This is a genomic window from Bradyrhizobium sp. WYCCWR15520 (assembly GCF_056174665.1).
In genome coordinates, this window is the sequence record NZ_JBWBWM010000006.1 from 12,476 (window position 1) to 36,172 (window position 23,697).

The 23,697-nt window shown below is 63.6% G+C and carries 22 protein-coding genes and 1 other RNA gene; 9 read left to right on the forward strand and 14 right to left on the reverse strand.

The genetic code is table 11. From position 1 onward, the window contains the following. Window positions 1-49: 49 nt before the first annotated feature. From hflC to AC0QUY_RS08270, 8 genes are all read right to left on the reverse strand, one after another. Window positions 50-949, reverse strand: coding sequence for a protease modulator HflC (gene hflC / locus AC0QUY_RS08235; protein WP_161849395.1), 900 nt, complete (start codon window positions 947-949; stop codon window positions 50-52). Further along, complete coding sequence (gene hflK, locus AC0QUY_RS08240; protein ID WP_161849396.1) at window positions 946-2,091, reverse strand: FtsH protease activity modulator HflK; 1,146 nt, start codon at window positions 2,089-2,091, stop codon at window positions 946-948. Before hflK ends, hflC begins: the two co-directional genes overlap by 4 nt. Before the next feature lie 169 nt (window positions 2,092-2,260). Continuing rightward, window positions 2,261-2,773, reverse strand: a complete 513-nt coding sequence (locus AC0QUY_RS08245; protein WP_475386471.1) for a dihydrofolate reductase — start codon at window positions 2,771-2,773, stop codon at window positions 2,261-2,263. Further along, entirely contained in the window at window positions 2,773-3,258 is a 486-nt protein-coding gene (locus AC0QUY_RS08250) for an N-acetyltransferase family protein (protein ID WP_475386472.1), read from the reverse strand. The genes AC0QUY_RS08245 and AC0QUY_RS08250 overlap by 1 nt, the downstream gene beginning before the upstream one ends. Before the next feature lie 19 nt (window positions 3,259-3,277). Further along, complete coding sequence (locus AC0QUY_RS08255) at window positions 3,278-4,072, reverse strand: thymidylate synthase (protein WP_161849399.1); 795 nt, start codon at window positions 4,070-4,072, stop codon at window positions 3,278-3,280. 174 nt (window positions 4,073-4,246) lie between these two features. After that, window positions 4,247-5,230 (reverse strand): tripartite tricarboxylate transporter substrate binding protein BugD, encoded by a 984-nt coding sequence (locus tag AC0QUY_RS08260; RefSeq protein WP_475386473.1) that lies wholly within the window; start codon window positions 5,228-5,230, stop codon window positions 4,247-4,249. A 113-nt stretch (window positions 5,231-5,343) separates the two neighbouring features. After that, window positions 5,344-6,909 carry a tripartite tricarboxylate transporter permease gene (locus tag AC0QUY_RS08265; RefSeq protein ID WP_161849401.1) on the reverse strand — a complete coding sequence of 522 codons (1,566 nt, stop codon included), beginning with the start codon at window positions 6,907-6,909 and terminating at the stop codon, window positions 5,344-5,346. A gap of 7 nt (window positions 6,910-6,916) precedes the next feature. Further along, entirely contained in the window at window positions 6,917-7,417 is a 501-nt protein-coding gene (locus tag AC0QUY_RS08270; protein WP_161849402.1) for a tripartite tricarboxylate transporter TctB family protein, read from the reverse strand. A gap of 380 nt (window positions 7,418-7,797) precedes the next feature. Here AC0QUY_RS08270 and ssrA point away from each other — a divergent pair. The 5 genes from ssrA to AC0QUY_RS08295 all read left to right on the forward strand — a co-directional run bounded on the left by ssrA (window position 7,798) and on the right by AC0QUY_RS08295 (window position 11,016). Continuing rightward, window positions 7,798-8,154: a transfer-messenger RNA gene (gene ssrA, locus AC0QUY_RS08275) on the forward strand. Between the two features lie 140 nt (window positions 8,155-8,294). After that, window positions 8,295-8,816, forward strand: a complete 522-nt coding sequence (locus AC0QUY_RS08280; RefSeq protein ID WP_161849403.1) for an SspB family protein — start codon at window positions 8,295-8,297, stop codon at window positions 8,814-8,816. Window positions 8,817-8,888: 72 nt separating this feature from the next. Then, window positions 8,889-10,304, forward strand: coding sequence for a class II fumarate hydratase (gene fumC / locus AC0QUY_RS08285; protein ID WP_475386474.1), 1,416 nt, complete (start codon window positions 8,889-8,891; stop codon window positions 10,302-10,304). 269 nt (window positions 10,305-10,573) lie between these two features. Further along, window positions 10,574-10,762, forward strand: a complete 189-nt coding sequence (locus AC0QUY_RS08290) for a DUF4169 family protein (RefSeq protein WP_161849405.1) — start codon at window positions 10,574-10,576, stop codon at window positions 10,760-10,762. Beyond that, window positions 10,759-11,016: a ribbon-helix-helix domain-containing protein gene (locus AC0QUY_RS08295; protein ID WP_161849406.1), complete on the forward strand. Its 258-nt coding sequence runs from the start codon at window positions 10,759-10,761 to the stop codon at window positions 11,014-11,016. Before AC0QUY_RS08290 ends, AC0QUY_RS08295 begins: the two co-directional genes overlap by 4 nt. Before the next feature lie 49 nt (window positions 11,017-11,065). On the opposite strand, the gene AC0QUY_RS08300 is transcribed toward AC0QUY_RS08295, so the two are convergent. Further along, a complete protein-coding gene (locus tag AC0QUY_RS08300) occupies window positions 11,066-11,644 on the reverse strand; it encodes a tetratricopeptide repeat protein (protein ID WP_475386475.1) in 579 nt (192 codons plus the stop codon). A gap of 283 nt (window positions 11,645-11,927) precedes the next feature. Here AC0QUY_RS08300 and AC0QUY_RS08305 point away from each other — a divergent pair, with 283 nt between their 5' ends. Then, window positions 11,928-13,505, forward strand: coding sequence for an ABC-F family ATP-binding cassette domain-containing protein (locus AC0QUY_RS08305; protein WP_161849408.1), 1,578 nt, complete (start codon window positions 11,928-11,930; stop codon window positions 13,503-13,505). A 295-nt stretch (window positions 13,506-13,800) separates the two neighbouring features. Here AC0QUY_RS08305 and AC0QUY_RS08310 read toward each other — a convergent pair whose 3' ends face one another. After that, window positions 13,801-14,016: a hypothetical protein gene (locus AC0QUY_RS08310; protein WP_161849409.1), complete on the reverse strand. Its 216-nt coding sequence runs from the start codon at window positions 14,014-14,016 to the stop codon at window positions 13,801-13,803. A gap of 159 nt (window positions 14,017-14,175) precedes the next feature. Then, window positions 14,176-14,619 carry a universal stress protein gene (locus tag AC0QUY_RS08315; protein ID WP_161856161.1) on the reverse strand — a complete coding sequence of 148 codons (444 nt, stop codon included), beginning with the start codon at window positions 14,617-14,619 and terminating at the stop codon, window positions 14,176-14,178. A gap of 293 nt (window positions 14,620-14,912) precedes the next feature. Here AC0QUY_RS08315 and AC0QUY_RS08320 point away from each other — a divergent pair, with 293 nt between their 5' ends. Further along, complete coding sequence (locus tag AC0QUY_RS08320) at window positions 14,913-15,341, forward strand: universal stress protein (RefSeq protein WP_475386476.1); 429 nt, start codon at window positions 14,913-14,915, stop codon at window positions 15,339-15,341. 83 nt (window positions 15,342-15,424) lie between these two features. Here the strand turns inward: AC0QUY_RS08320 and AC0QUY_RS08325 are convergent, their stop codons facing one another. Continuing rightward, window positions 15,425-19,087, reverse strand: a complete 3,663-nt coding sequence (locus AC0QUY_RS08325) for an AsmA family protein (RefSeq protein WP_475386477.1) — start codon at window positions 19,085-19,087, stop codon at window positions 15,425-15,427. A gap of 169 nt (window positions 19,088-19,256) precedes the next feature. Next, window positions 19,257-20,489 carry a cytochrome P450 gene (locus AC0QUY_RS08330; protein ID WP_475386478.1) on the reverse strand — a complete coding sequence of 411 codons (1,233 nt, stop codon included), beginning with the start codon at window positions 20,487-20,489 and terminating at the stop codon, window positions 19,257-19,259. 105 nt (window positions 20,490-20,594) lie between these two features. Between AC0QUY_RS08330 and AC0QUY_RS08335 the strand changes: the two genes are divergently transcribed. Together AC0QUY_RS08335 and AC0QUY_RS08340 are read left to right on the forward strand one after the other, a co-directional pair. Then, a complete protein-coding gene (locus AC0QUY_RS08335) occupies window positions 20,595-21,206 on the forward strand; it encodes a TetR/AcrR family transcriptional regulator (protein WP_475386479.1) in 612 nt (203 codons plus the stop codon). A gap of 118 nt (window positions 21,207-21,324) precedes the next feature. Then, complete coding sequence (locus tag AC0QUY_RS08340; RefSeq protein WP_475386480.1) at window positions 21,325-22,323, forward strand: M23 family metallopeptidase; 999 nt, start codon at window positions 21,325-21,327, stop codon at window positions 22,321-22,323. A gap of 16 nt (window positions 22,324-22,339) precedes the next feature. Here the strand turns inward: AC0QUY_RS08340 and AC0QUY_RS08345 are convergent, their stop codons facing one another. Next, entirely contained in the window at window positions 22,340-23,641 is a 1,302-nt protein-coding gene (locus tag AC0QUY_RS08345) for an MFS transporter (protein ID WP_475386481.1), read from the reverse strand. Window positions 23,642-23,697: the final 56 nt, after the last annotated feature.

Genomic DNA, 23,697 nt, shown 5'->3' on the forward strand with positions numbered 1-23,697 from the left:
CGAAGCGGCCCCCCCGCTTCGCCGTAACGCGCGTATCCCTGGCCCGACCTTACTGCTTCGGCGCCGCTGCCGCCGGCGGGTGGCCGGACGGATTGGCAAAGAAGCGGAAGAACTCGGAATCCGGCCGCAGCAGGAAGCGGGTGTCGTTGGAGCGGAGCCCGGTTTCATAGGCCGACATCGAACGATAGAAGGCAAAGAAATCCGGATCCCGGCCGTAAGCCTCGGCGAACAGGCGGTTGCGCTCGGCGTCGCCCACGCCGCGCGTCTGCTCGGCGGTCGAATTGGCTTCGGCGACGATAACGGTCGCCTCGCGGTCGGCCTTCGAGCGGATCTCCTGCGACTTCTGGCCACCCTGGGCGCGGAACTCCTGGGCCTCGCGCTCGCGTTCGGTCTGCATTCGCTTGTAGACTGCCTGGCTGTTCTGCTCCGGCAGGTCGGCGCGGCGGATACGCACGTCGACCACCTGGATGCCGTACTGGTCGGCCTCCCGGTCGAGCTGGTCGCGGATGCGCGTCATCAGGCCCTCGCGCTCGTCGCGCACCACATTGATGAAGGTGACCTCGCCCAGCACGCGGCGCAATGCCGCGTTCAACAGCGTGGTGAGCTGGATGTTGGCGGCCTGGATCGAGCCGATGCTCTGATAGAAGCGCAGCGGGTTCTTGATCCGGTAGCGGGCGAAGGCGTCGACCACGAGCCGTTTCTGGTCGGAAGCGATGACTTCCTGGGACGGATTTTCCAGATCGAGAATGCGCTTGTCGATGCTGATGACGGTGTCGATGAACGGCGCCTTGAAGTTCAGGCCCGGCTCGGACACGACGTCGACCGGCCGGCCGAGCCGTACCACGAGCGCCTGCTCGGTCTGCGACACCGTGAAGATCGAGCTGTAGCCCACGATCACGAGGGCGAACAGCAGGATCAGGCTGACAATACCTGCAACCGGAGACCTCATCGTGTGCCTCCGCTCTGCTGCTGGCCGGCGGGCGGCGCCGGACGGCGCGGCGTCAATTCGCTGAGCGGCAGGTACGGCACGAGGCCTTGGCCTTGTCCGTTGTTGCCGCCGTCATAGACCAGCTTCTCGGAACCGCCGAGAATCCGCTCCATCGTCTCCAGATAAATTCGCTGCCGCGTCACGTCGGGCGCCTTCTTGTATTCGTCGTAGACTTTGCTGAAGCGTGCGCTCTGGCCCTTGGCCTCGGCGACCGCCTGTTCCTTGTAACCTTCGGCGACCTGCAGGATCTGCGCAGCGCGACCGCGGGCGTCGGGAACGACGCGGTTGGCATAGGATTGCGCCTCGTTCTGCAAGCGCTCGAAGTCGGCGCGCGCAGCCTGGACGTCGCGGAACGCGTCGATGACCTGCGCGGGCGGGTCGACCTTCTGCATCTGCACCTGCGTGATCTGAACGCCCGAGCCGTAATTATCGAGCGTCTTCTGCATCAGCTCGTGAACGGCCTGCTCGGTGGTGTTGCGGGCGCCGGTGAGGATCGGCTGGATCTGCGAACGGCCGATCACCTCGCGCATCGCGCTTTCGGCCACCGCCTTCACGGTGCCTTCGGGATTCTGGATGTTGAAGAGGAAATTGCCGACGCCGTTCGGCTTGATCCGCCACAACACCGTGAAATCGACGTCGACTATGTTTTCGTCGCCGGTCAGCATCAGGCTTTCTTCCGGCACGTCCCGCATGGTGCGGCCCCGCCTTGCAGGATCGTCGATCAGCGTCATGCCGATCGAGATGGTGGAGACGCGCAGCGCCTTGGGCAGCAGCACGGTTTCGATCGGATAGGGCAGATGATAGTTCAGCCCGGGTTCGACGGTGCGCACATGCTTGCCGAAGCGCAGCACTACACCGAGTTCTTCCGACTGCACGCGGAAGAAGCCCGACAACCCCCAGATCACCAGCGCGCCGGCCAGTACCAGCGCGATGCCCATGCCGCTGAAATGTCCGCCCGGCAGCAGCTGCTGCAGCCTGTCCTGGCCGCGCCGCAGAAGGTCTTCCAGATCAGGCGGCCTCGGCCCGACCGACTGCGGTCCACCGCCCCACGGTCCCTTGGGACCCTGACCCCAGGGGCCCCCGCCTTGATTCTTCCACGGCATATAAACTCTCCTCTGCGGGGGACCTGGGTCCGCCTGTTGGGGATGCCTCAGCCTCGCATATCCGCCCGGCTTTATAGGGGACCGCCCGGGCCCTTACAACGCAAGCTTCCTGCTCGAAGCAGCTATGCCTGACGCCATAATTGTCAATGCAAAACATTGGTTAGCGAGGTTAACGCTGATGGCGCCGACGAAATGTCACATAGGAGAAATCGGCACTGTCGTCCGGACCGGCCGGATTCCGCACGCGCGCCACCTCTTCCCACGCAGTCAGATCGACCGCCGGGAAGCTCGTGTCGCCCTCGGGCCGGGCGTGCACCTCGGTAATCTCCAGGCGATCGGCGCTGTCCATCCATTGCGCGTAGATTTCCGCACCGCCGATCACGGCGATCTCAGTGGCGAAACGCCGCAGCGCATCGCCGGTGGCGATCGCCTTGGCGTCGGTGAAGGAATGGGTAACCACCACGCCGTCGGCACGGAATCCGCTGTCACGGGTGACGACGATATTGGTCCGTCCGGGGAGCGGCCGTCCGATCGAGACGAAAGTCTTGCGTCCCATCACCACGGGCTTGCCCGTCGTCAGCGCCTTGAAGTGCGCCATGTCGGATTTCAGCCGCCACGGGATCGCGCCAGCGGCGCCGATCACGCCGTTCTCCGCGACCGCTACGACGAGAACGATTTCCATTAACGCGTCCCTTGCGCCAGCGCCGTCAGATCAGGACCGCCGACCCGGCAAATCGTCCACTCGTCCATCAGGACCGCGCCGAGCGATTTGTAGAATTCGATCGACGGCGTGTTCCAGTCCAGCACCGACCATTGCAAACGCGACCAGCCATTTGCCACGCATTCCTTTGCGAGATGCACCAAAAGCGCCTTGCCGATTCCCTTGCCGCGCAGCGCTGGGCGGACGAACAGGTCTTCCAGATAGATTCCGGAGCGGCCGCTGAAGGTCGAGAAATTGACGAACCAGACCGCGAAGCCGACCGGCTCGCCTTCCCATTCGGCAATCTCGCAGAACAGGCGCGGATTGGCGCCGAACAGCGCCGCGTCGATGTCAACCTCCGTCGCCTCCATTTCGTGGAGCAGCTTTTCGTATTCGGCGAGTTCGCGAACGAAGGACAGGACAAGTCCCGCTTCGCCCGGCCGTGCGCGGCGGATCGTGAGAGACATCAGATGCTCACACCGCGACTCATACAGCGACTTCGGCCTTGATATGCGGGTGCGGGTCGTAGCCCTCGAGCGCGAAATCCTCGTAACGGAAGGCGAAGATATCCTTCACGTCAGGATTGATCTTCATGGCCGGTAACGGACGTGTCGGCCGCGTCAGTTGCAGCCGCGCCTGTTCGAGGTGGTTGGAGTAGAGATGCGCATCGCCGAGCGAATGCACGAAATCGCCGGGCTTCAATCCCGTCACCTGCGCGACCATCATGGTCAGCAACGAATAGGACGCGATGTTGAAGGGGACGCCGAGGAACACGTCGGCCGAGCGCTGATAGAGCTGGCACGACAGTTTGCCGTTGGCGACGTAGAACTGGAACAGGCAATGACAGGGCGGCAGCGCCATCTTGTCGACGTCGGCCGGATTCCAGGCGCTCACGATCAGCCGCCGCGAATCCGGATTTCGCCTGATCATGTCGATGACGTTGGAGATCTGATCGATGCTGCGCCCATCCGGCGCCGGCCATGAGCGCCACTGCGATCCATAGACCGGACCGAGATCGCCGTTGGCGTCGGCCCATTCATCCCAGATCGAAACGCCGTTATCCCTGAGATATTTGATATTGGTGTCGCCGGCCAGGAACCAGAGCAATTCGTGCACGATCGCCTTCAGCGGCAGCCGCTTGGTGGTCAGCATCGGAAACCCGGCCGAAAGGTTGAACCGCATCTGGTGACCGAAGATCGACAGCGTGCCGGTGCCGGTGCGGTCGTGCTTCTCCGCGCCGTCGCTGAGGATGCGTTCAAGCAGGTCGTGATACTGGTTCATGGCTGGTGCTTCAGGCCTTCATCAGGACGGCGAATGTAGCGACCGGGACATCCGATCAACACGCCGATTCGGCGTCAAACACCGATTATACCCGGAAAAATGATCATCTTCCGCGCAAACGACAAGGGGCGGAACCCCTGTCCCGCCCCTCGCCCATCTGCTTGATTGCGTGAATTAATTGACCGGCTTCACCACCGGCGTCCACTTGGCGATTTCGCTCTTCACCAGCGTTCCCAGTGCCGCCGGCGTCCGATCGGCGGCAGGCGGGATGACGCTGCCGAGTTCGAGCAGGCGCTTGCGCACGCCCTCGTCGTCCAGCGCCTTGACCACCGCAGCGTTCAATTTGGCGACGACGTCCGCGGGCGTTCCCTTCGGCGCGAAGATCGCGTTCCACGCCTGGGCCTGGAAAGCCGGCAGGCCAGCCTCGGTGGTAGTGGGAACATCGGGCAGCGATGGATTGCGCTCCGGCGTTGCCACCGCATAGGCCTTGATGGTGCCGCCGTTGATCTGCGGCACAGCGTTGACGATCTGGTCGCACATGTAATCGACCTGCCCGGCCACCAGCGCGTTCATCGCCGGACCGGTGCCGTTGAAGGGCACGCCGATCGGCTTGACCCCAAGCACCGAGTTCAGCAATTCGCACGAAACGTTCGAAACCGAGCCGATGCCGGCATGCGCGGCGTTGACCTTGGCCTCGTTCGCCTTGACGTAGGTAATGAATTCCTTGAGGTCCTTGGGCGGCAGGTCCTTGCGCGCCAGGATCAGGATCGGCGTGCCGGCCAGCAGTCCGACCGGTTCGAAGTCCTTTTCCGGGTGATAGGCGAGCTTGGGATAAAGCGGCACGGAGGCCGCATGTGTGCCCATATGCCCCGTAATCAGCGTATAGCCATCATTGGCGGCACGCGCGGCACGGGTGGTGGCGGTGGTACCGCCGGCGCCGACCACGTTCTCGATGATGATGGTCTGACCGAGCGTCTGCGCCATGTGGCCGGTGACGATGCGCGCGATGACGTCGGTCGGTCCGCCCGCCGCGAACGGCACGATCATGGTGATGTTGCGCGTCGGATAGGCCTGCGCCAGCGCCTGCGACGAAGACAAGCCCAGTCCGGCAAGTACTGCCAGAAAACCGCTCGCGAGCGAGCGACCGTACCGATTCATTTTGATCTCCCGAAATCCGTTATAATGCCGAGCCCGCCGGGTCGGCATTTTCCATGGCATAGAAAATTAGCCCGAAGTCGACCAGACTTCGGGCTGCGGCGCACCGACGCAGGTCAGTTCTCCGACTCGACGAAAACCTCGTCGCGCTTCTTGCGGAGCGCTGGCAGTACCGTAAGGACCAGCAACGTTGCGGCAATTGCCATCAGCACCGCCGACAGCGGCCGCGTCAGGAAGACTGACCAGTCGCCGCGCGAGATCAAAAGCGCCCGCCGCAGGTTCTCTTCCATCAGCGGTCCAAGCACCATGCCGAGCAGCAAGGGCGCCGGCTCGAAATCGTGCTTGATCAGCCAGTAGCCGACCAGCCCGAATATGCCTGCAATGATTACATCCGTCGGCGCGTTGTTCACCGAGTAGATGCCGATGCAGCAGAAGATCACGATGGACGGGAACATCAGGCGATATGGCACGCGCAGAAGTCTCACCCATATCCCCACCAGCGGCAGGTTGATGATGAGAAGCATCAGGTTGCCGACCCACATCGAGGCGATCATGCCCCACACCAGATCGGGTTGCTTCTGCATCACCTGCGGACCCGGCACGATGCCGTGAATCGTCATCGCGCCGACCATCAGCGCCATGACGGCGTTGGGCGGGATGCCGAGCGTAAGCAACGGGATGAAAGACGTCTGGGCGGCCGCGTTGTTGGCGCTCTCGGGTGCTGCGACGCCCCGGATTTCGCCATGGCCGAACTTCGAGGGATCTCTCGCGACTTTTTTCTCGAGCGTGTATGCCGCGAACGATGCGATCGTAGCGCCACCGCCTGGCAGGATGCCGAGGATTGATCCCAGCACCGTGCCGCGCAAGACAGCCGGGGTCGAATCCTTGAGATCCCTCGCCGTCGGCATCAGTCCCGACACCTTCTCCTGGACGAGCTTGCGATCGGTTTCGCCGCCGGCGTCGAGATTGCGAATGATCTCCGCAAAACCGAAAAGTCCCATCGCCAGCGTGGCAAAGCCAAGACCATCGGCCAGTTCGGGAATGTTGAATGCCATTCGGGACGCGCCCGTCTCGATGTCGGACCCGACCATCGACAGCAGCAGGCCCATCACGATCATCGCGATCGCCTTCAGCACCGAGCCCTTCGCGAGCACAACTGCGAAGATCAGGCCGAGCACCATCAACGAGAAGTATTCGGCAGGACCGAACGCCAGCGCTACCTTGGTTAGCGGCGCACCCAAAAGGGCAATCAGCACGGTCGCGACACAGCCGGCGAAGAACGATCCGATCGCGGCGATCGCGAGCGCCGGACCGGCGCGGCCTCTTTTCGCCATCTGGAAGCCGTCGAGGGCGGTAACCACAGAACCGGCCTCACCTGGAATGTTCACCAGGATCGACGTGGTCGAGCCGCCATATTGCGCGCCGTAGTAGATGCCGGCCAGCATGATCAGCGCGCCTACGGGGGGCAGACCAAAGGTGATCGGCAGCAGCATGGCGACGGTGGCGATGGTGCCGATGCCCGGCAGCACGCCGACCAGCGTGCCGACCAGCGCGCCGATCAGACACAGGAGAATGTTGACCGGAATCGGAATGGATGCGCCGCCAAGAAAAGCGGGGCTCCACTGCACGAACTGGAAAACGACGCCGAAACCGAGTCCAAGATTTGAGAAGATATCTCCCATCACGCCCTCACCGGATCATGAAAGTCGGCAGGAGCTGCAAAGGCAGGCCGAGCGCATACGGAAACAACAGGCTGCAAAACGCCGTCAGGCAGATGGCCACGATCACCGTTTCCACCCACTTTGTCTCCGGTGTCCCGCATGCCGCGATCAGGAAGCTGGCCATAGCGGCAAAGATCATTCCCATGGACCGGATCGTGAAAGCAAACGTCAAAATCGCGACCGTCACGAAAAAAGGTCCGCGCCAATGGTATTTCGCAAGATGCGGACCTTCGGTGACAACGCCAACGATAGCAATCAGGGCGCCCAGTCCCAGCAGCAAGAACGCGAACATCCGCGGCGCGGTACCGGCGCCAAACGAAAAGCCGCGCATGCCCTGCAGATCGCTCGATGCCCAGAGGGCAAACGCAGCAATCGCCATCAGGGCAATTCCGCCGACGAATTCCTGCGGATTCCGAACCCATTTCGGCATGATGGATTTAACCGGCGCTTGGCCCGGCGTAGCGTTCATCTATACTCCTCCCCCAAAGGCGGATACGCCCGCTTGTTTGGATAACTTGAAAGCTTGTCCCGGAAACTTGCTAGCGACTTTCGTCGGATAACGCCAGCAAAACCAAAAACGCTTTTGGGCCGAACGGCAAACGGCGCCTTAAGACCGTAATCAAGCCCGCCGGTCGCAACCATTGCGATTGCATCGCCGCAACACCCCTGGGCGGACGGGCCAATCAGCGTCCACGTCCCGCGCGCTGGCCGGGCTAACATGGATGCGCGCCCGGGAAGCCGCACGGCGCCCCCTGCGTTTGGCGGATGCTCGAATCCGTGGCGAAACCGCAACTGGGCGACATCAAACCGAAAGTTCAGGCTGCGTTCCCGTCCCGTTCAGCGCCTTCGGCCCTGTTTTTCTCCAGCCTTCCACCCTATATTAGGCCTGCCGGTTCGCCGGCTATGGAAATAAATGACCGTCGCAATAAACCATTCGGACCCGGGGGCAGTACCCGGCGCCTCCACCCAAGCCCACCCGAGAGCAGCGGGTTTCGGCGGGGGCGAAACAGGATCGACGAGGGCGTAAAGGGCGCGTTTTTTCTCGGTATGGTTCCGCCGATATCGGGCCATGCAATAGTTGCAAACGACAACTATGCTCCGGTTGCTCAGGCTGCGTAACGCAGTTTGAAAGACCAATCTAAAGTCCTAGCGGGTTAAGCTCCGCTAGGCGGGGTCCGGAGGCACCTGGCAACAGAAGCCTCCACTTAATTCTTTTCATTTCCGGCCGACGGAGCCGTTGCTGCAAATTCGATCCGTCGCGCCTGCTGACCTCTGGCTCCCGCCGGGGTAGCATGGGCAAAGGGGCGAGTCGGGGCACCGGCGGCCACAGACGTAACAGGACGACCATGGCAACCGACCATATCCGTTATGACGTGCTGGCGCGCGACGCGCTGCGCGGGGTGCTGCGCCGCGTGCTGGCGGACGCCGCCGAACACGGCCTGCCCGGCGAGCATCATTTCTTCATCACCTTCCTGTCCACCGCCGATGGCGTGAAGCTGTCGCCGCGGCTCTTGGCGCAATATCCGGAAGAGATGACGATCATCCTGCAGCATCAGTTCTGGGATCTGGTGGTGACGGAGGATCGCTTCGAGGTCGGCCTGTCGTTCGGCGGCATCCCCGAGCGGCTGGTGGTGCCGTTCGCGGCGATCAAGAGCTTCCTCGACCCGTCGGTGCAGTTCGGCCTGCAATTCGAGCCGTCGGAAACCATGGCCGAGGCGCCGGCGGCAAAGCTGCCAGCGGTTCCAGCCGCGTCCGCCCTGCCCGTCGCCGCGCCGGAGCCCGAGCCCGCCGCGGAAAGCAAGGACGAGCCGGCCAAGACGAACGAAGGCGCGGAAGTGGTTCGGCTGGATCGTTTCCGCAAGAAATAATCTAAGCGCGGGAAACCCCGCCACGCTGTAATGTACGCGTTCCGCCATTTCACGGCGCAACGGACATTACGCATGGCTCGATCAGAAACATCCGGAAACAAATCCACCCGCAGCGAGACCGACAGCTTCGGTCCGATCGACGTTGACGCCGACCGCTACTGGGGCGCGCAGACGGAACGCTCGCGGCAGAATTTCAAAATCGGCCACGACCGCATGCCGCTGGCGATCGTCCATGCGCTCGGCCTCGTCAAGCTCGCCGCCGCCCAGACCAACCTGGAACTCGGACTGATTGACGAACGCAAAGCCAACGCCATCATCCGCGCCGCGCGCGAGGTGATCGAAGGCAAACTCGACGATCACTTTCCGCTGGTGGTCTGGCAGACCGGCTCCGGCACCCAGACCAACATGAACCTCAACGAGGTGATCGCCAACCGCGCCAACGAGATGCTGGGCGGCGAACTCGGCGCCAAGGAGCCGGTTCATCCCAACGACCACGTCAACATGAGCCAGTCGTCGAACGATTCATTTCCGACGGCGATGCATATCGCCGCCGCCGAACGCATCATCGCCGACCTGATCCCGGCGCTCGACGAACTGCATGGCGCATTGCGAAGCAAGGAAAAGGCGTTCGCCAAGATCGTCAAGATCGGGCGGACCCATACCCAGGACGCAACGCCGCTGACGCTGGGGCAGGAATTCTCAGGCTACGCCGCGCAGGTCGAGAGCGGGATCGCGCGGCTGCGGACGGTGGTGAAGGAACTGTTCCCGCTGGCGCAAGGCGGCACTGCGGTTGGAACCGGCCTCAATTCGAAGCCGAAATTTGCCAAACTGTTCGCCAAGCACGTTGCCGAAATTACCAAGCTTCCCTTCACCAGCGCAGCCAACAAGTTCGAGGCGCTGGCTTCCAACGATGCGTATGTCAGCGTGCATGGCGCGATCAATTCGGTCGCGACCGGTCTGTTCAAGATCGCCAACGACATTCGCCTCTTGGGCTCAGGCCCGCGCTCCGGTCTTGGTGAATTGGTCTTACCAGAAAACGAACCGGGCTCGTCGATCATGCCCGGCAAGGTCAACCCGACGCAGTGCGAAGCGATGACCATGGTGTGCTGCCAGGTGTTCGGCAATCAGACTGCCGTCACCGTCGCCGGCAGCCAGGGGCATTTCGAATTGAACGTCTACAAGCCGGTTTTGGCATATTGTATGATGAATTCCATTCAACTGCTGTCAGATGCGGCACGCTCGTTCACCGAGCACTGCGTGGTCGGCATCCGCGCCGACGAAAAGCGAATCCGCGAGTTGATGGAGCGATCGCTGATGCTGGTCACTGCACTGGCGCCGAAGATCGGATACGACAACGCCGCGAAGGTCGCCAAGTCAGCGCACGCACGCGGAACGACGTTGAAGGAAGAGGCTGTGCGCCTCGGCTTTGTGGACGCCGCCGAATTCGAACGCCTGGTGCAGCCGGACAAAATGACACACCCGGGCTGATGGCCGCATTCCCCCGGGAAACTACGGATGAGGGATAGAAATTATGGATGATATCTGAAGAATGAGGTTGATCATCTATCGCGATTGCGTTGATGCGTGGTAGGAGCAGGGATTATTCGGTTTTCGCAGAGCGAAATTTATTTTTTGATGTTATCAATAAGCGCTACACGGGGATTCCGGATGACCGGTCAATTTGCATGCGTGCTACGTGACTTTTTTCTGCCCCATGAATCATCATGCCTTCGAGTCGCCGGATGATGGAGACGAACATGGGCGACGTGATCAACCTGAAGCGATTCAAGAAGCGTAACGAACGGGAACAATCGGCAAATCAGGCCGATGCCAACCGCGCGCGGTTCGGCCGGACCAAAGCCGAACGCACGCTCGACGAACGTCGCAAGGATCGCGCTGCAGATCTTCTGGACCAGCACAAGCTCGATGACGGAGAGGCGTCATGAAGTCACCCGTCGTCAAGCGCTCGATCGTCGTCGCCGGCCACAAGACCAGCGTCAGCCTCGAAGAGGCTTTCTGGAACGGCATGAAGGAAATCTCGGGCCTGCGGAACATGACGCTGTCCGAGTTGGTCGGCGAGATCGACGGCAATCGCCAGCAGGGCAATCTGTCCTCGGCGATCCGCCTCTTCGTGCTCGACTACTTCCGCACCCGCGCCATGCCGGCCGCCGCGCCGGACGCGCCGCGGCCGCAGGCTTAGGCCTCGATCGGCGAGCGCGTTACGCCGCGCGCCCGCCCTCTCTGTCCGCTCAATAAACGAGTCCGGTGCCGGGCGGCTTTTCCAGCGCCGCGGCCAGCGACCGATACTCCTCGCAGCCGGTGCCGCAGATCGCCGCGATCCGGGTCAGATGATACGACGCCTGGTCGCGATTGCCCTGCTCGATCTGCCACAGGCCGTAATATTGCCAGGTCAGCACGTGCTTTGGATCCGCCTTCAACGCGCGCTCGTACCAGGTCTGCGACAGTTTGTAGTCGCCGAGCTTGCGATAGGAATAGCCGATCAGGTTGGCAACATTAGCATTGTCGTCGCGGCCGAGCGCCTTCAGCTGCGCGATGGCGTCAGCGTAGTCCTGTCGCTCGTAAATCGTTGCGTGCGCGGCGCGATATCCCTGCCTGAACGCGGCATCGTCGGCGCTCGACTGCTTGGTGGCCTTCTTCTTGGCTTTCGAGCTCGACTTGGGCCCGGACCGGTTGTCCGGCGGCGGCGGGGTGGCCGAAGGCGGGTCACCGCCGCCTCCCGCGGCAAAGGCCGGAATGGATGGCGGCGAAGCGATCAGAACCATTGAAAACATGGCCAGCGTTGCAAGCTTGATGGCCGACTTCATCATGCGAACCTCCGGTTTTCCTTACGTGAGTGAATCCATGGTCCAGCCGCAGGTACAGACCCCGCCGCAAGCGAAGTATTCCGCCGGTTCGCCTGGAAAGCGTTGCGCCAGCGGCAAGCTGGACGAATGATGACAATGCGTATCTAATTGATGGACGTCACAGTTCCCCTGCAAAGCAGTGGGCGGAACCGCTAATACAGACACCCATCGAGAGCCCTGGAGAGAGAAATGGACATCGCAAAGCTGACCACGCCTCGCGACCTCAGTCCATTTTCGGAAGCTCTCCATGCCTGCCTTTCTCGTTCTGGATTCCATCTCCCTTGCCACCCCTGACGGACGCCCGCTGTTCGATGGACTGACGCTCGCAATTGGCGACGAGCGCACCGGCCTTGTCGGCCGCAATGGTAGCGGCAAATCCACCTTGCTGCGCCTGATCGCGGGCGAGATCGAACCCGCCGGCGGATCGCTGCAGCGCATCGGCTCGATCGGCATGCTGGCGCAGCTGACCGATGAACGGCTGACGGTCGACGAGGCGCTCGGTGTCACCGGCGGTCTTGCCCGGTTGCAGCGGCTCGAACGCGGCGAAGGATCGCTTGCTGATGCGGCGGAAGCAGATTGGACGCTGGAAACGAGGATAGAGGCGGCGCTGACTGGGGCCGGAGTGTCGTCATTGCCGCTGGATCGCCCGATCGTCTCCTTGAGCGGCGGCGAGCGGACCCGGGTCGCGCTGGCACGCCTTTTGATCGAGGCGCCGGACCTGCTGCTGCTGGATGAGCCCACCAACAATCTCGATGCCGATGGACGGCACGCCGTGGCGCAATTGCTCGAACGCTGGCAGGGCGGCGTCCTCGTTGCCAGCCACGACCGCGCACTGCTCGAACGCGTCGACCGCATCGTCGAACTGACGCCGGTCGGCATCACGATATTCGGCGGCGCGTGGCCGGCCTTTGCCGAAGCGCGTGAGGCGGCGCGGGCCCGCGCCGCCGATGACCTCGAGCGCGCTTCGGACGCGCTGCGCAATACCGAACGCGCGGTGCAGAAGGCTCGGGAAAAGAAAGCACGCCGCGACAAGGCCGGCCGCGCCTGGCGCGCCAAGGGCATCGAGGACAAGATGTTCATGGATCGCGAAAAGGAGCGCGCCGAGAACAGCGCCGCGCGCGCAAGCCACCTCGCCGGCCGCCTGCTCGGCGAGCGCACCGAGGCGCTGGAAATGGCCAAGGCGCAAGTCGAGATCCTCACGCCGCTATCGATCGATCTGCCGCGCACCGATCTGCCCGGCGGCCGCGAGCTCATTATCTTCAAGGACGTCGTGATGACCTTCGGCGAGCGCCGTCTGTTCGGACCGCTGTCGTTCGACATTCGCGGACCCGAGCGGATTGCCATCCGTGGCGCCAACGGTTCTGGCAAGACCACCTTGTTCCGCCTGCTCACCGGTGAGCTGAAGCCTGCGAGCGGCGACATCGGCCGCTTCACCGACCGCATTGCCGTGCTCGATCAGCATATCGGCCTGCTCGATCCCGCGCTAAGCATTCTCGACAATCTGCGCCGCCTCAATCCGGAGCTCTCGGCCAACGCGGCGCACGCGGCGCTAGCGCGGTTTGCATTCCGCAACAAGGCGGCGCTGCAGATCGCATCAACGCTCAGCGGCGGCGAGCGGCTGCGCGCGGGGCTTGCCTGCGTGTTCGCGCGACCGCAGCCGCCCTTGCTGTTGCTGCTGGACGAGCCGACCAACCATCTCGACCTCGCCTCGATCGAGGAACTGGAAGGTGCGCTGAAAGATTTCGACGGCGCGCTGATCGCGGTCAGCCACGATGAGGCGTTTCTGCGGGCGATCGGGATCGAAAGGGAGATCGTACTGAGTTAGACCGCGCAATGACAGGGTGGCGTGACGCGATTGCCGAACGGCAGCGAATGACGCGAGGAGCCCGACGCGGACATGACGGTCAATCGCAGTCGTCTTGGAACCAAACTCCGCGCGGCCGCGCGCCATTTGCGCCCGGAGCGGTGCCCTGTCTTTCGAAGTATTAATTTCGCCGCCAGCATCTCGTAATGGCGGAGCTGGCAACCATACCGTCGACCATCAAAGCGCGAGGTTTTTTGTGGGCGGTGCGTTGGAATACAATCTTACAACGCTGAGAATTTCCCGAGCATATGTCAGCCTACTGTCCCGCCCTGAGGGTGGTGACGCGACGGCGATTTCTCTGGCGTGGATCGGAGACTTTGAGATTCGTATGCACGCAGCCGTGCCTACGAGTGCCGCGGAGCAGCCGCTTTTCATCATCGATATCTTTGACCATGACGCGCAACTCTTTATCGACAGCCGCGCTTGTCACACCGTTGCGGAAGGCGCCATCGCGTTCGACGAATTCCTGCATATGGCGGAGCCCGTAGTAGGCAGGCCGCACAACAAACCCCCTGTGCATGGGCCGCCCGACTGATCTATCTCAGGACTACAACCGAAAAGGCGAGCCCAGCTTGCATTCGGAAGCTAAGGGACCGGTTTCACCAAAGCCCCCCACGATGATTTATGCGCGTTAGTGCACGACCAACACAGGAACGCTTCCGTCCACCAGGACCTCCGATGTTTGACTCCCCAAAATCAGCTTCCTGAGGCCGCGACGCCCATGAGAGGCCATGACGATCAAGTCGCAGCCTCTGGACTTTGCTGTTCCGATAATCGCAGTGGCTGGATGCGCATTCGGAACATGCACGAGTTCTGCGGATATCCCGATCTGCTCGGCCATAGCTCGAGCTTCATCGAGGGCCTCGCGCGCGCGTTGCTTGCCGGCTTCGTCAAGGCTATCCATCATTTCCTGCGTGGGAAAGGCGTGTCCGCTCCCATAGTCGAGCAGCAGCGGTTCGGTGACGGTGATAACTGTCACCTTGGCGTTCAAGGCCTTTGCCAAAGCAAAGCCATGCTTAACGCCTTTTCTCGCGACATCCGATCCATCCGTGCTCACGAGAATATTGGCGTACATTCGTTGGCTCCCGTGCTCGTTGAACATTTCCTTAAAAAGTGAGCCTTTTTCCTTCAAAAAGTGAACCTTGGCCGTAGGACATCGTAGCAGAAAGTACCAATCCGGCGCGCGGAATCGATAGATCAGCAAGGCCGCCGCGAGCGGTTCCCGACCGCCGAAGAACTGCAACGACAGGGCAGCGCGAGGGGCGGTGCGCGATGGACCGATGATTGATCTATCTCAAGATTCCGAAACGCGGGCCCAGCTTACATTCGGAAGGCAGCGGTACGTCCCGGACAATCGAGAGGTGATGCATGTACCGGCATATTCTCATTCCGACGGATGGCTCGGACCTAGCGGAGCATGGGGTGGCGCATGGGCTCGCGCTGGCGAAATCCCTTGGAGCGAAGGTATCTGTTATCTTCGTTCTCGAACCGTTTTCAGAACTGACAGGGCGGTTCCTTGAAGCCGTCGCAAGATATGCCGAGCTGCGCAAGGAGCAGGCCACGAGCGTGTTGGATCGCGCGGCAAACGCGGCCAAGGAGGCTGGTATTTCCTGCGAGACGATTCAGGTGGAGAACGGGCAACCCCATCAAGCCATCATCGCATCAGCCGAGGACAAAGGCTGCGATCTCATTGTCATGTCATCGCATGGGCGCAGCGGACTTTCCAAGCTTCTGATCGGCAGTGTGACAAACAGGGTGCTCGCGCACGCGAAAATCCCCGTACTGATTTGTCGGTGAATGTGCAGACCGTCGATGGCTTAGAATATGCGCCTTGAGCATGATCTTTTCGGGAAACCGCTGCACACTTTTCCGGTCACGCTTTAGTTCGAGCGCGGCGACGGATTGCCGACCTGCGGCGTCAGCGCCAGCGGCGGACGCGGCGGCGGCGGCTTCTGCTTGGCGGCGCCCGGTGCGGGCCTGACGTCGATCGGCGGCGGCAGCGGCGCGACCTGCGGCTGGCCAGCGACAGGCGCGGGCGGCGCAGTGACGACGGGCGAGCGCTGCGGCGTAGCCGCCTTCTTCGCCGGCGGCCGCGGTTCGCGGCCACCCTTTGGCGCAGGCGTCGCCGGCGCGCTCGGTGTCGCTTCCTGGATCGGTGAAAAACCCTCTGCGGGCAGCACGATCGGCGGCGGCGCTGGCGGCGGCGGCTCGCCGCGTTCGATCGCATCAAGCCTTCGGGTTTCGTGATCGATCGCGCGCACCGCCAGCCATGACGACAACGGCGCGACATCGACGCTGCGGCTCAGCGCGTCCGGCGTGCCCACCGCAAGCAGTTGAATCTCCGGCTTCCCGGTCGTCATCGTCAGCGAAAGCGCGGCGCGGATATCGGCCTGATCGGCGGCAATATCGTATCCGCCGGAGACGATCGCCCGCACGCCATTGGCATCCAGCGTCGTCGCACCGACACGAAGCCGACCGTCGCGGATGGTGAACGGGATTTGCGCGGAAGGCACCACGAGCGCACCGGCCGGCAGCGCGGATTCGACGATCTGCTTCAATCGCACGTCGTCCTTGGCTTGCCCGCTGTCATTGGCGCGAACCGCGACCTCGAAGGCGCGCGGGTCGAGACCAGCAATCCTGGCCGCCTCCAGCGTCAGCGTTCCGCTGCCCGACAGCGCGCCCGCCAGCGCCGAGGCGCTGCGGCCCTGGCTCGTCAGCGTCATCTGCAGCGACGCGCGGCCGCCGGGCATCGCGAGATTGCGGTAGCGCAGCGCGGTGCCGTCCACGTCCGAGAGCTGGACGCTCGCATTTACCGCAATTCCGTTCGCACCCGGTCTTGCATCGATACTCGCGGTAACATCGCCGCCGCCGATCTTGCCCCTGATGTCATCGAAGCTCAGCGACCGGCCATCGCTTTTGACCACCCCGCTCACCGGCTGCAGTTCGCTTCCGCCCGGAAGCAGACCGCGCAGCGCCTGAAACGTGATTCTGCCGCGCCAGCCTTTCGCAAGCCCGGTGCCGAGCGGCTCGCCGGGATCGTGTCCGGCGGCACCGAGCGCCAGGGCAAAGGCCGGCGCCAGCGCGATCTGCTCGGCGCCGACTTCCCCCTCGATCTCCTTCTCCTCGCCGAGCATCGCCGCCACTCGGCCGCGCAGCCGCGAACCGCCGACGCTGCTATCGAGATCGTCGAAGGTCAGCCGGTTGCCGGCGAGCTGCACGCGCGACGTCAGGCCGATGTTCTGCGCCAGCGTATCCGCCGGCTTGAGATCGAGCAGCGGAGCGAAATCGGCGCGGCCAACCTTCAGGGCGAGACTGGCCGTGGCCTCCTGTGCCCATGGTTCGGCCGAGCCTTCGGCTTCGGCCTCGAGACCCGTTGCCGAGATCTTTGCCTTGAGCCGCAACGGCGCGCCCCATGCGCCCGTCGCGGTGCCCTCGAATTGCGCCGCGCCATCGCCCGCCGTGACGATGCGATCGAAGCCGAGCAGGCCGAGCAGAGCGCGCCCCTGCTCGGCTGACAGTTTCGCCGCGATCCCGACGTCGCTGCGCTGGAGCTCGGTGAGATCGATACCTTGAATTGCCGCGACGGCTGGCTTGGCGGTGATGGTGGTGACGCCCTTGAGCTGGGGCGACTCGAGCTCGGCTGTGGCACGGGCCTGGACGCGATCGGACGGCCGGGCTTCCCCGGTGAGGTCGAGCGTCAGTTTCAGGCGCGCCGGGCCCGGGCCGGTCCCCATCGCATTGAGCCGCGTGGCCAGCGACGGCGAGAAGGGAACGACCAGGCCGGTCAACCGGCCCAGCGAGGCGGCGGTCGAGTTGAGCGCGAACCATCCGGTCGCGTTGGTGCGGTCGAAATTGCCCGCCCCGTCCAGCGCCAGGCTGTCAAGCTCGCCGATCTTCAACTGCTCGAGCGATAGTTTCGCCGGCGAATAGGACAGTTTGGCCAGCAGCGGACGCAGCTCCTGGCCCGCGAAGGTGGCGCGGCCGACATCGAGCGAAAGTCTTCCCTCATCCGGCCACTCGCCTTGCGGGCCCGCCAGCGACCGCGCAAAGGCCGTGGCGGCATCGAGATCGAGGCGCTCGGACTTCAGCTCGGCGTCAACCCGCAAGCCCCGATTCGCTTGCCGGTGCGACACCGCCACCCGCCCCTCCACAGCGCCGCCATCGATGTCGGCCTTCATGGTGTCGATGGCAAAGCGCTCCGGCGCCACGGTGAGATCGCCGCGCAGGCGAAGCGGCTTCTGGCTGCGAAAGGCGCCGTCGCCGCGGCCCTGCAGCCAGGTCAATAGCGCCTCGGGATCGGAGGAATCGACGCTAACCGCCGCCTTGAACTGGTCCGGCGCGGCGCCCTTCGCTGCGGCTTCGCTGAGCGAAACCCTGGTCGCGCCGGGCGCGCGGAACTCCAGCCTGTGGACGCGCCACGATTTGGCATCGCTTTCGAGCTCGGCCGCGATGTCCTGCAGCGGCCGCCCGCCGAGGATGACCTGTTCGGAAGCGAGTTCAATTTGCGCTGATATCGGCAAATGCGGAACGACTGACGTGAGAGCCCGCAGCGCCGGCAACGCGCGAGCCGGCTCGGCGGCATTGTCCGTTGCATTTTCCTTGGTAACAAACCTGTCGGCATCGAGCTGACGCGCCGACAGCGCCGCACGCAACAGCGGCGCCGCACCGAAACGGATGTCGCCGCTGCCCGCAAGCTTCAGCGCGCGCTCCTCGGCGCCATAGGTCACCTCGACCTGTTCCAGCCGCGCCGCCGAATAGTCGGACTTGACCTTCGCAGCGATACGCCACGGTGGATCGTTGCCCTTCCCCTTCTGGCCGGGAGGAGCGACGAGCGTTATCGCGCCTTCGAACCGCGGCGCGCGGGAGTCGAAGTTCAGAAGGCCGTCGAGATCGATGGCGAGCGAACGCTGGCCCGGATCAATGTTGAGATGAACGCGGGTGCCGTTGCCGTCGGGCCCCTGTCCCGAGGAGACCCGAAACGGATAGCGCGTGCCGGACAGCATGAAATTGCCGTCGCCGCGGACCGAGCCGGCCAGCGAACGGACGTCGCCGCTGAAGGCAATGTCGTTCAGCTCGAGCGTGGAGCGGCTCGCCGCGTCATGCAGGGCGATGCGGCCGGTGAGATTGAGCCGGTCGATCGCCAGCGAACCCAGATTGACGGTCCCGGTCGTCGCCGGCCAGTCGATCCGTCCCTTGGCATCGAGGCCGAGATCGAGCGACATGCGGCTGATCGTCAGTTCGGTGGCGCGCACCTCGCCGCGCATCAGCGAGCCGAGGCTGAATTCCACGTCGAGCTTGTCGGCGCGAACCTTGCCGAGATCGTTGGCGCCGCCGACCGCGACCGAGTGCAGTTGCAGCGACGGCGCCGGCAACAGGCGCGCGTCGAGCTTGCCGCCGACCCGGACCGGCGCGCCGATGATGCGCGTCGCCTCAGCCTCGAATTGCGGCCGGAACTGGCTCCAGTCGATGAAATACGGCCCGACCAGCGCGGCAATCAGCGCAATGATGAAGGCGATTGCCAGGCCGAGCAGTGTCGTCTGCACGGTGCTTCCCCTTGAACCGCCCCGGCGCCGGCCGCGCGTCATGCCGGAACCGGTGCCGGGGCAGCCCGGAATATAGAGAGAAGTATGGCGAAGTCACAGCGTCATACTGACAGGAGCCCTGCCCGGCTCCGGCACCTGCGCCGGGGCCGAACCGCCGTGGCCGGCCGCGTTACCAGCTTGCCGGCAGCCGCTTCAGGCCGCGCAGCACGAAGGTCGGCCGCCATTCCGCATTGACAGCGTCATCGAGCCGCAGGTCCGGCAGCCGGCGCAGCAGGGTCGAAATCGCGATCTCGGCCTCGATCCGCGCCAACTGGGCCCCGAGGCAGAAGTGAATGCCGCCGCCAAAGGACAGCGGCCTCACATTGGGCCTGGTGATGTCGAGCTGCTCCGGCTTATCAGGATAGACCGCGGGGTCGTGGTTGGCGGAGCCGAGCAGGCACAGCACGCTCTCGCCCTTCGGAATGCGTTTTCCGCCGAGATCGTCGATGTCTTCCAGCGCCACCCGGCCGGTGAGTTGCACCGAGGAATCGTAGCGCAGGAATTCCTCGATGGCGTTGGTGATCAGCTCGGGCCGGGCCTTGAGCAGCGCGAGCTGATCCGGATTGCGATGCAGCGCCAGCAACCCGTTGCCGATCAGGTTGACGGTGGTCTCGTGGCCGGCACCGAACAGGAGAATGATGTTGGCGGTCAGTTCCTCGTTGGTGAGCTTGCTGCCGTCTTCCTCAGCCTGCACCAGTTGCGTGGTCAGGTCGTCACCCGGGTTCTTGCGCCTGAGCTCGAACAATTGCTGGAAATACATCGCCGCCATCGCGTTGCCGGCGTTGCCCTGCTTGATTTCCTCGGGCGAGAGCGGCACCGGATCGAGCAGGCGTCCGCCGTCGCGCGAACCGGTATAGAACGCTTCGCGATGCTCTTCGGGGATCCCGAGCATGTCGCAGATGATGGTGACCGGCAGGCGGAACGCGAAATCCTCGATCAGGTCCATCTTGCCCTGCGGGATGATGCGGTCGAGCGTCTCGTCGACGACCTGCTGAATGCGCGGGCGCATATCCTCGACCCGGCGCGCGGTGAAGGCCTTCACCACCAGCCCGCGCAGGCGAGTGTGGTCCGGCGGATCCTGCTGCAGCATCCAGTGGCTCATGCTGCGGAACACCGGCTCGTCCATGATCTTGGGGCCGTAGCGGCGAATGGTGCGCTCGACATAGTCCTTGCCGAACCGCTTGTCGCGCATGACGAGACTGACCTCGGCGTGGCGGCTTGCCACATACGCCCCGAACGACGTCAGATGCACCGGGTCGGTGGTGCGCATCCGCTCGTAATACGGATAGGGGTCGCGGATGAATTCCGGGGCCAGCGGATTGAACAACGGAGCGCTAGTGGCAGTCTGAACATGCTCGTTCATGGTGACCTCATGCTGGCTATGCGCCGTTCAGCGCGTTTCCCCGGGCCGATCGATCAAACTCGATACACTGTTGTATTGAGTTGCATTCTCGCCTAAACTGGGCAGATGTCAAGAGTGCGAACCAGGCCGACCAGGGACGATACCCGCGACAAGCTGTTCGAGGCGGCGGCGCGCGTGTTCGAGGAACAGGGCATCGGCGGCGCCAGCATCGAGACGATCGCGGCTGCGGCCGGCTTCACGCGCGGCGCGTTCTATTCAAACTTCAAGAGCAAGGACGAACTGATCATCGCCATGCTCGAGGATCACGTCGAGCAATCGATCGGCCGGATCCGCGATCTGCTCGAGCAGCACAAGACTCTCGCCGATTTCCTCGATGCGTTGAAGAGCATGAACCGCAGCGCGCAGGATCCGCTCGGCCGCTCTCCGCTGCTTCACATGGAAATGATCCTGTTCGTGGCGCGCGCCGAAAAGCGCCGCCCCGAACTCGCCAAGCGGCTTCGCGCGCGGCGGAAACTTGTCACCGACATCATCGAGACCACGGCGAGGAACAGCGGCAGGACGACCATTCTCAATCCGACATGGGCCGGCGCGCTGGTACTGGCGCTGGAGGATGGATTCCGCCTGCACCGCCTGATCGATCCCGAGACGACGGCGCCCGACAGTTTTTTCCGCGCCATCGGCGACCTGCAACGGGCGATGGGAATTTCGGCGGCGTGAGTGAACATCTTCCGCGTGCTTCCCCCTCGCGCGCCCCGCGGATGCTCGCGAACGATACATCGGATATTCGACACATTCCGCGCGCCAACCTATGCATCGTTTCGCTGCACGCGGAGGGATGCCCCTGAAATACCTGATCCTGATTTCGCTGTGTCTTGCCACCGCGCTTGACGCCAGAGCGGAGGAAGTCATTTCGCTCGCGCTGCCCGTCAGGTGCCAGCCGGGCCTGACCTGTTTCTTCCAGAGCTATGTCGATCACGACGCTTCCGACAAGGCCCGCGACTACCGCTGCGGCGGCCGCAGCTATGACGGCCATGACGGCACCGACATCAGGATCCGGAATCTGGAAATCCAACGGCAGGGAATAGAAGTGCTCGCCGCGGCGCCCGGCCGCGTCATCGGGACGCGAAACGACATGGACGACGTCTCGGTCAAAACCGTGGGCAAGGCTGCCATTGCCGGAAAGGAATGCGGCAACGGCGCGGTCATCGAGCATGAGGGTGGCTGGCGCACGCAATATTGCCACATGGCCAAGGGCAGCGTTCGGGTCAAGGTCGGCGATCAGATGACGACGGGACAGCCGATCGGCCTGGTCGGACTATCCGGCGATACCGAATTCTTCCATCTGCATTTCACGGTGAGGCATCACGGCAAGATCGTGGATCCCTTTGCCTATGGCGCGACGCAGGATTCCTGCGGCGGCGGCCGGTCGATCTGGGCCGCTTCGCTCGGCGAACAGATGCAATACCGCCCCCGCGAAATCATCGATTACGGCTTTGCCGCGATCGCTCCGACCATGGAGCTGGTCGAGTCCGGAGAAATCGGCAAGCATTCCGTCACGTCAGCTTCGGATGCGCTCGTCGCTTATGTGAGAGCCATCGGCTTGCAGGCCGGCGACCAGCAATTCCTCGCGGTGCAGGGCCCGGGTGGCGCGTCACTCTCCGCCAACAGCCTTCCCGCGCTCGATCGCGACAAGGCGCAGTTTCTCATCCTCTCCGGAAAGAAGCGCACCGAGGCGGCGTGGCCCGCCGGGCGCTACACCGCGACATACCGCGTCACCAGAGATGGCGCGGAAGTGCTGCGAAAGACCTTCGACATCGACGCGCTTCCGCGGTGAGTTCTTCATCCTGCTATTAGCCCGCGCCACTCCTGATCGGCACCTTGTGCATTCGTCCCGCGACCGCCCTCACCTTGCCCGGCGATGCCTGCCAGATCGCGATCCCCGACAGGATGCTGACGGCAATGCCGATGGCAAAGGCTGGCGTATAGCTGCCTGAAAGATCGTAGAGCAGCCCGGTCGCCCATGGGCCCGCAGCGCCGCCGGCCAGCGCCGCCAGCATGATGGTGCCGAAAATGCTGCCATATTGCTTGCCCTGAAAGATCTCCAGCACCACCGCGCCCATGATCGACGTCAGGCCATAGCCGAGCGCACCCTGGGTGAAGATCATGAGATAGACCAGCGGCAACACCGGCGCGAATTTCAAGGCGATCAGCGCCGCAAAGCAGATCGCAAAGCCAGCGCAGCTGATGGCCCAGATCCACTCGCGCCCGATGCGGTCGGAAAGATGCCCGAGCCAGATCTGGCCGGGAATCCCGAGCAGGCTGACGACGCCGAGCGCCCAGACCGCCACGCTGGCGCTGAAGCCGATGTCGAGCAGGTATTTGGTCTGGTGCACCTGCACCGCGTACCAGATATACAGGCCCGAGAAGTAACCGATCGCGATCCACCAGAAACGTGCGGTACGCAGCGCGCGGCGCAGCGTCCAGTCGGTGCCGGCCCAGACGGGATCGACCACGTTCGAAACGGGTGCTGCCGATGTCGCCGACGGCGCGGCGTCGCCGTCCGGCAACAGCCCGATATCCTCGGGGCGCTTGCGCAGGAAAAGATTGATCGGCGCCAGCACGGCGAACACGAGGATGCCCATCGCGGTGCAGGCGGTGCGCCAGCCGGTCTGCTCGATCATGTGCTGCACCCACGGCAGCAAGGTCACCGAGCCGATGCCTACGCCGGCAAAGGCGAGCCCCATGGCAAGCCCGCGGCGGCGAATGAACCAGTTCGGCAGAAACAGCGATTGGCCGGAATAGCCGAGGCACACGCTGCCCGCGCCGACCATTACGCCGATGGTGAGATAGAGATGCCAGGGCTGCGTCGTCAGCGGCGCCAGCAGCAGCCCGCCGCCCATCAGCGCGACGCCGAGCTCCATCACCCCGCGCGGACCGACGCGATCCATCATCCGCCCGATCAGCGGACTGACGCCGGCGGAGACCACGAAGCCGAACGAAAACGCGCCTGCAGTGACGCCGCGGTCCCAGCCGAACTCGCCAATGATCGGCGGAAAGAACAGCGAGAATGCCGTCCGCGCATTGACGCCGATCGCCATGGTCACGAACGTCACCACCACGATCAGCCAGCCGTAAAAGAAGGGAAGACGCATGGGGGATTTTTCGTGTTGGGTGTCCAAGATGCGCATACCTATTCGGCTCGCACTAG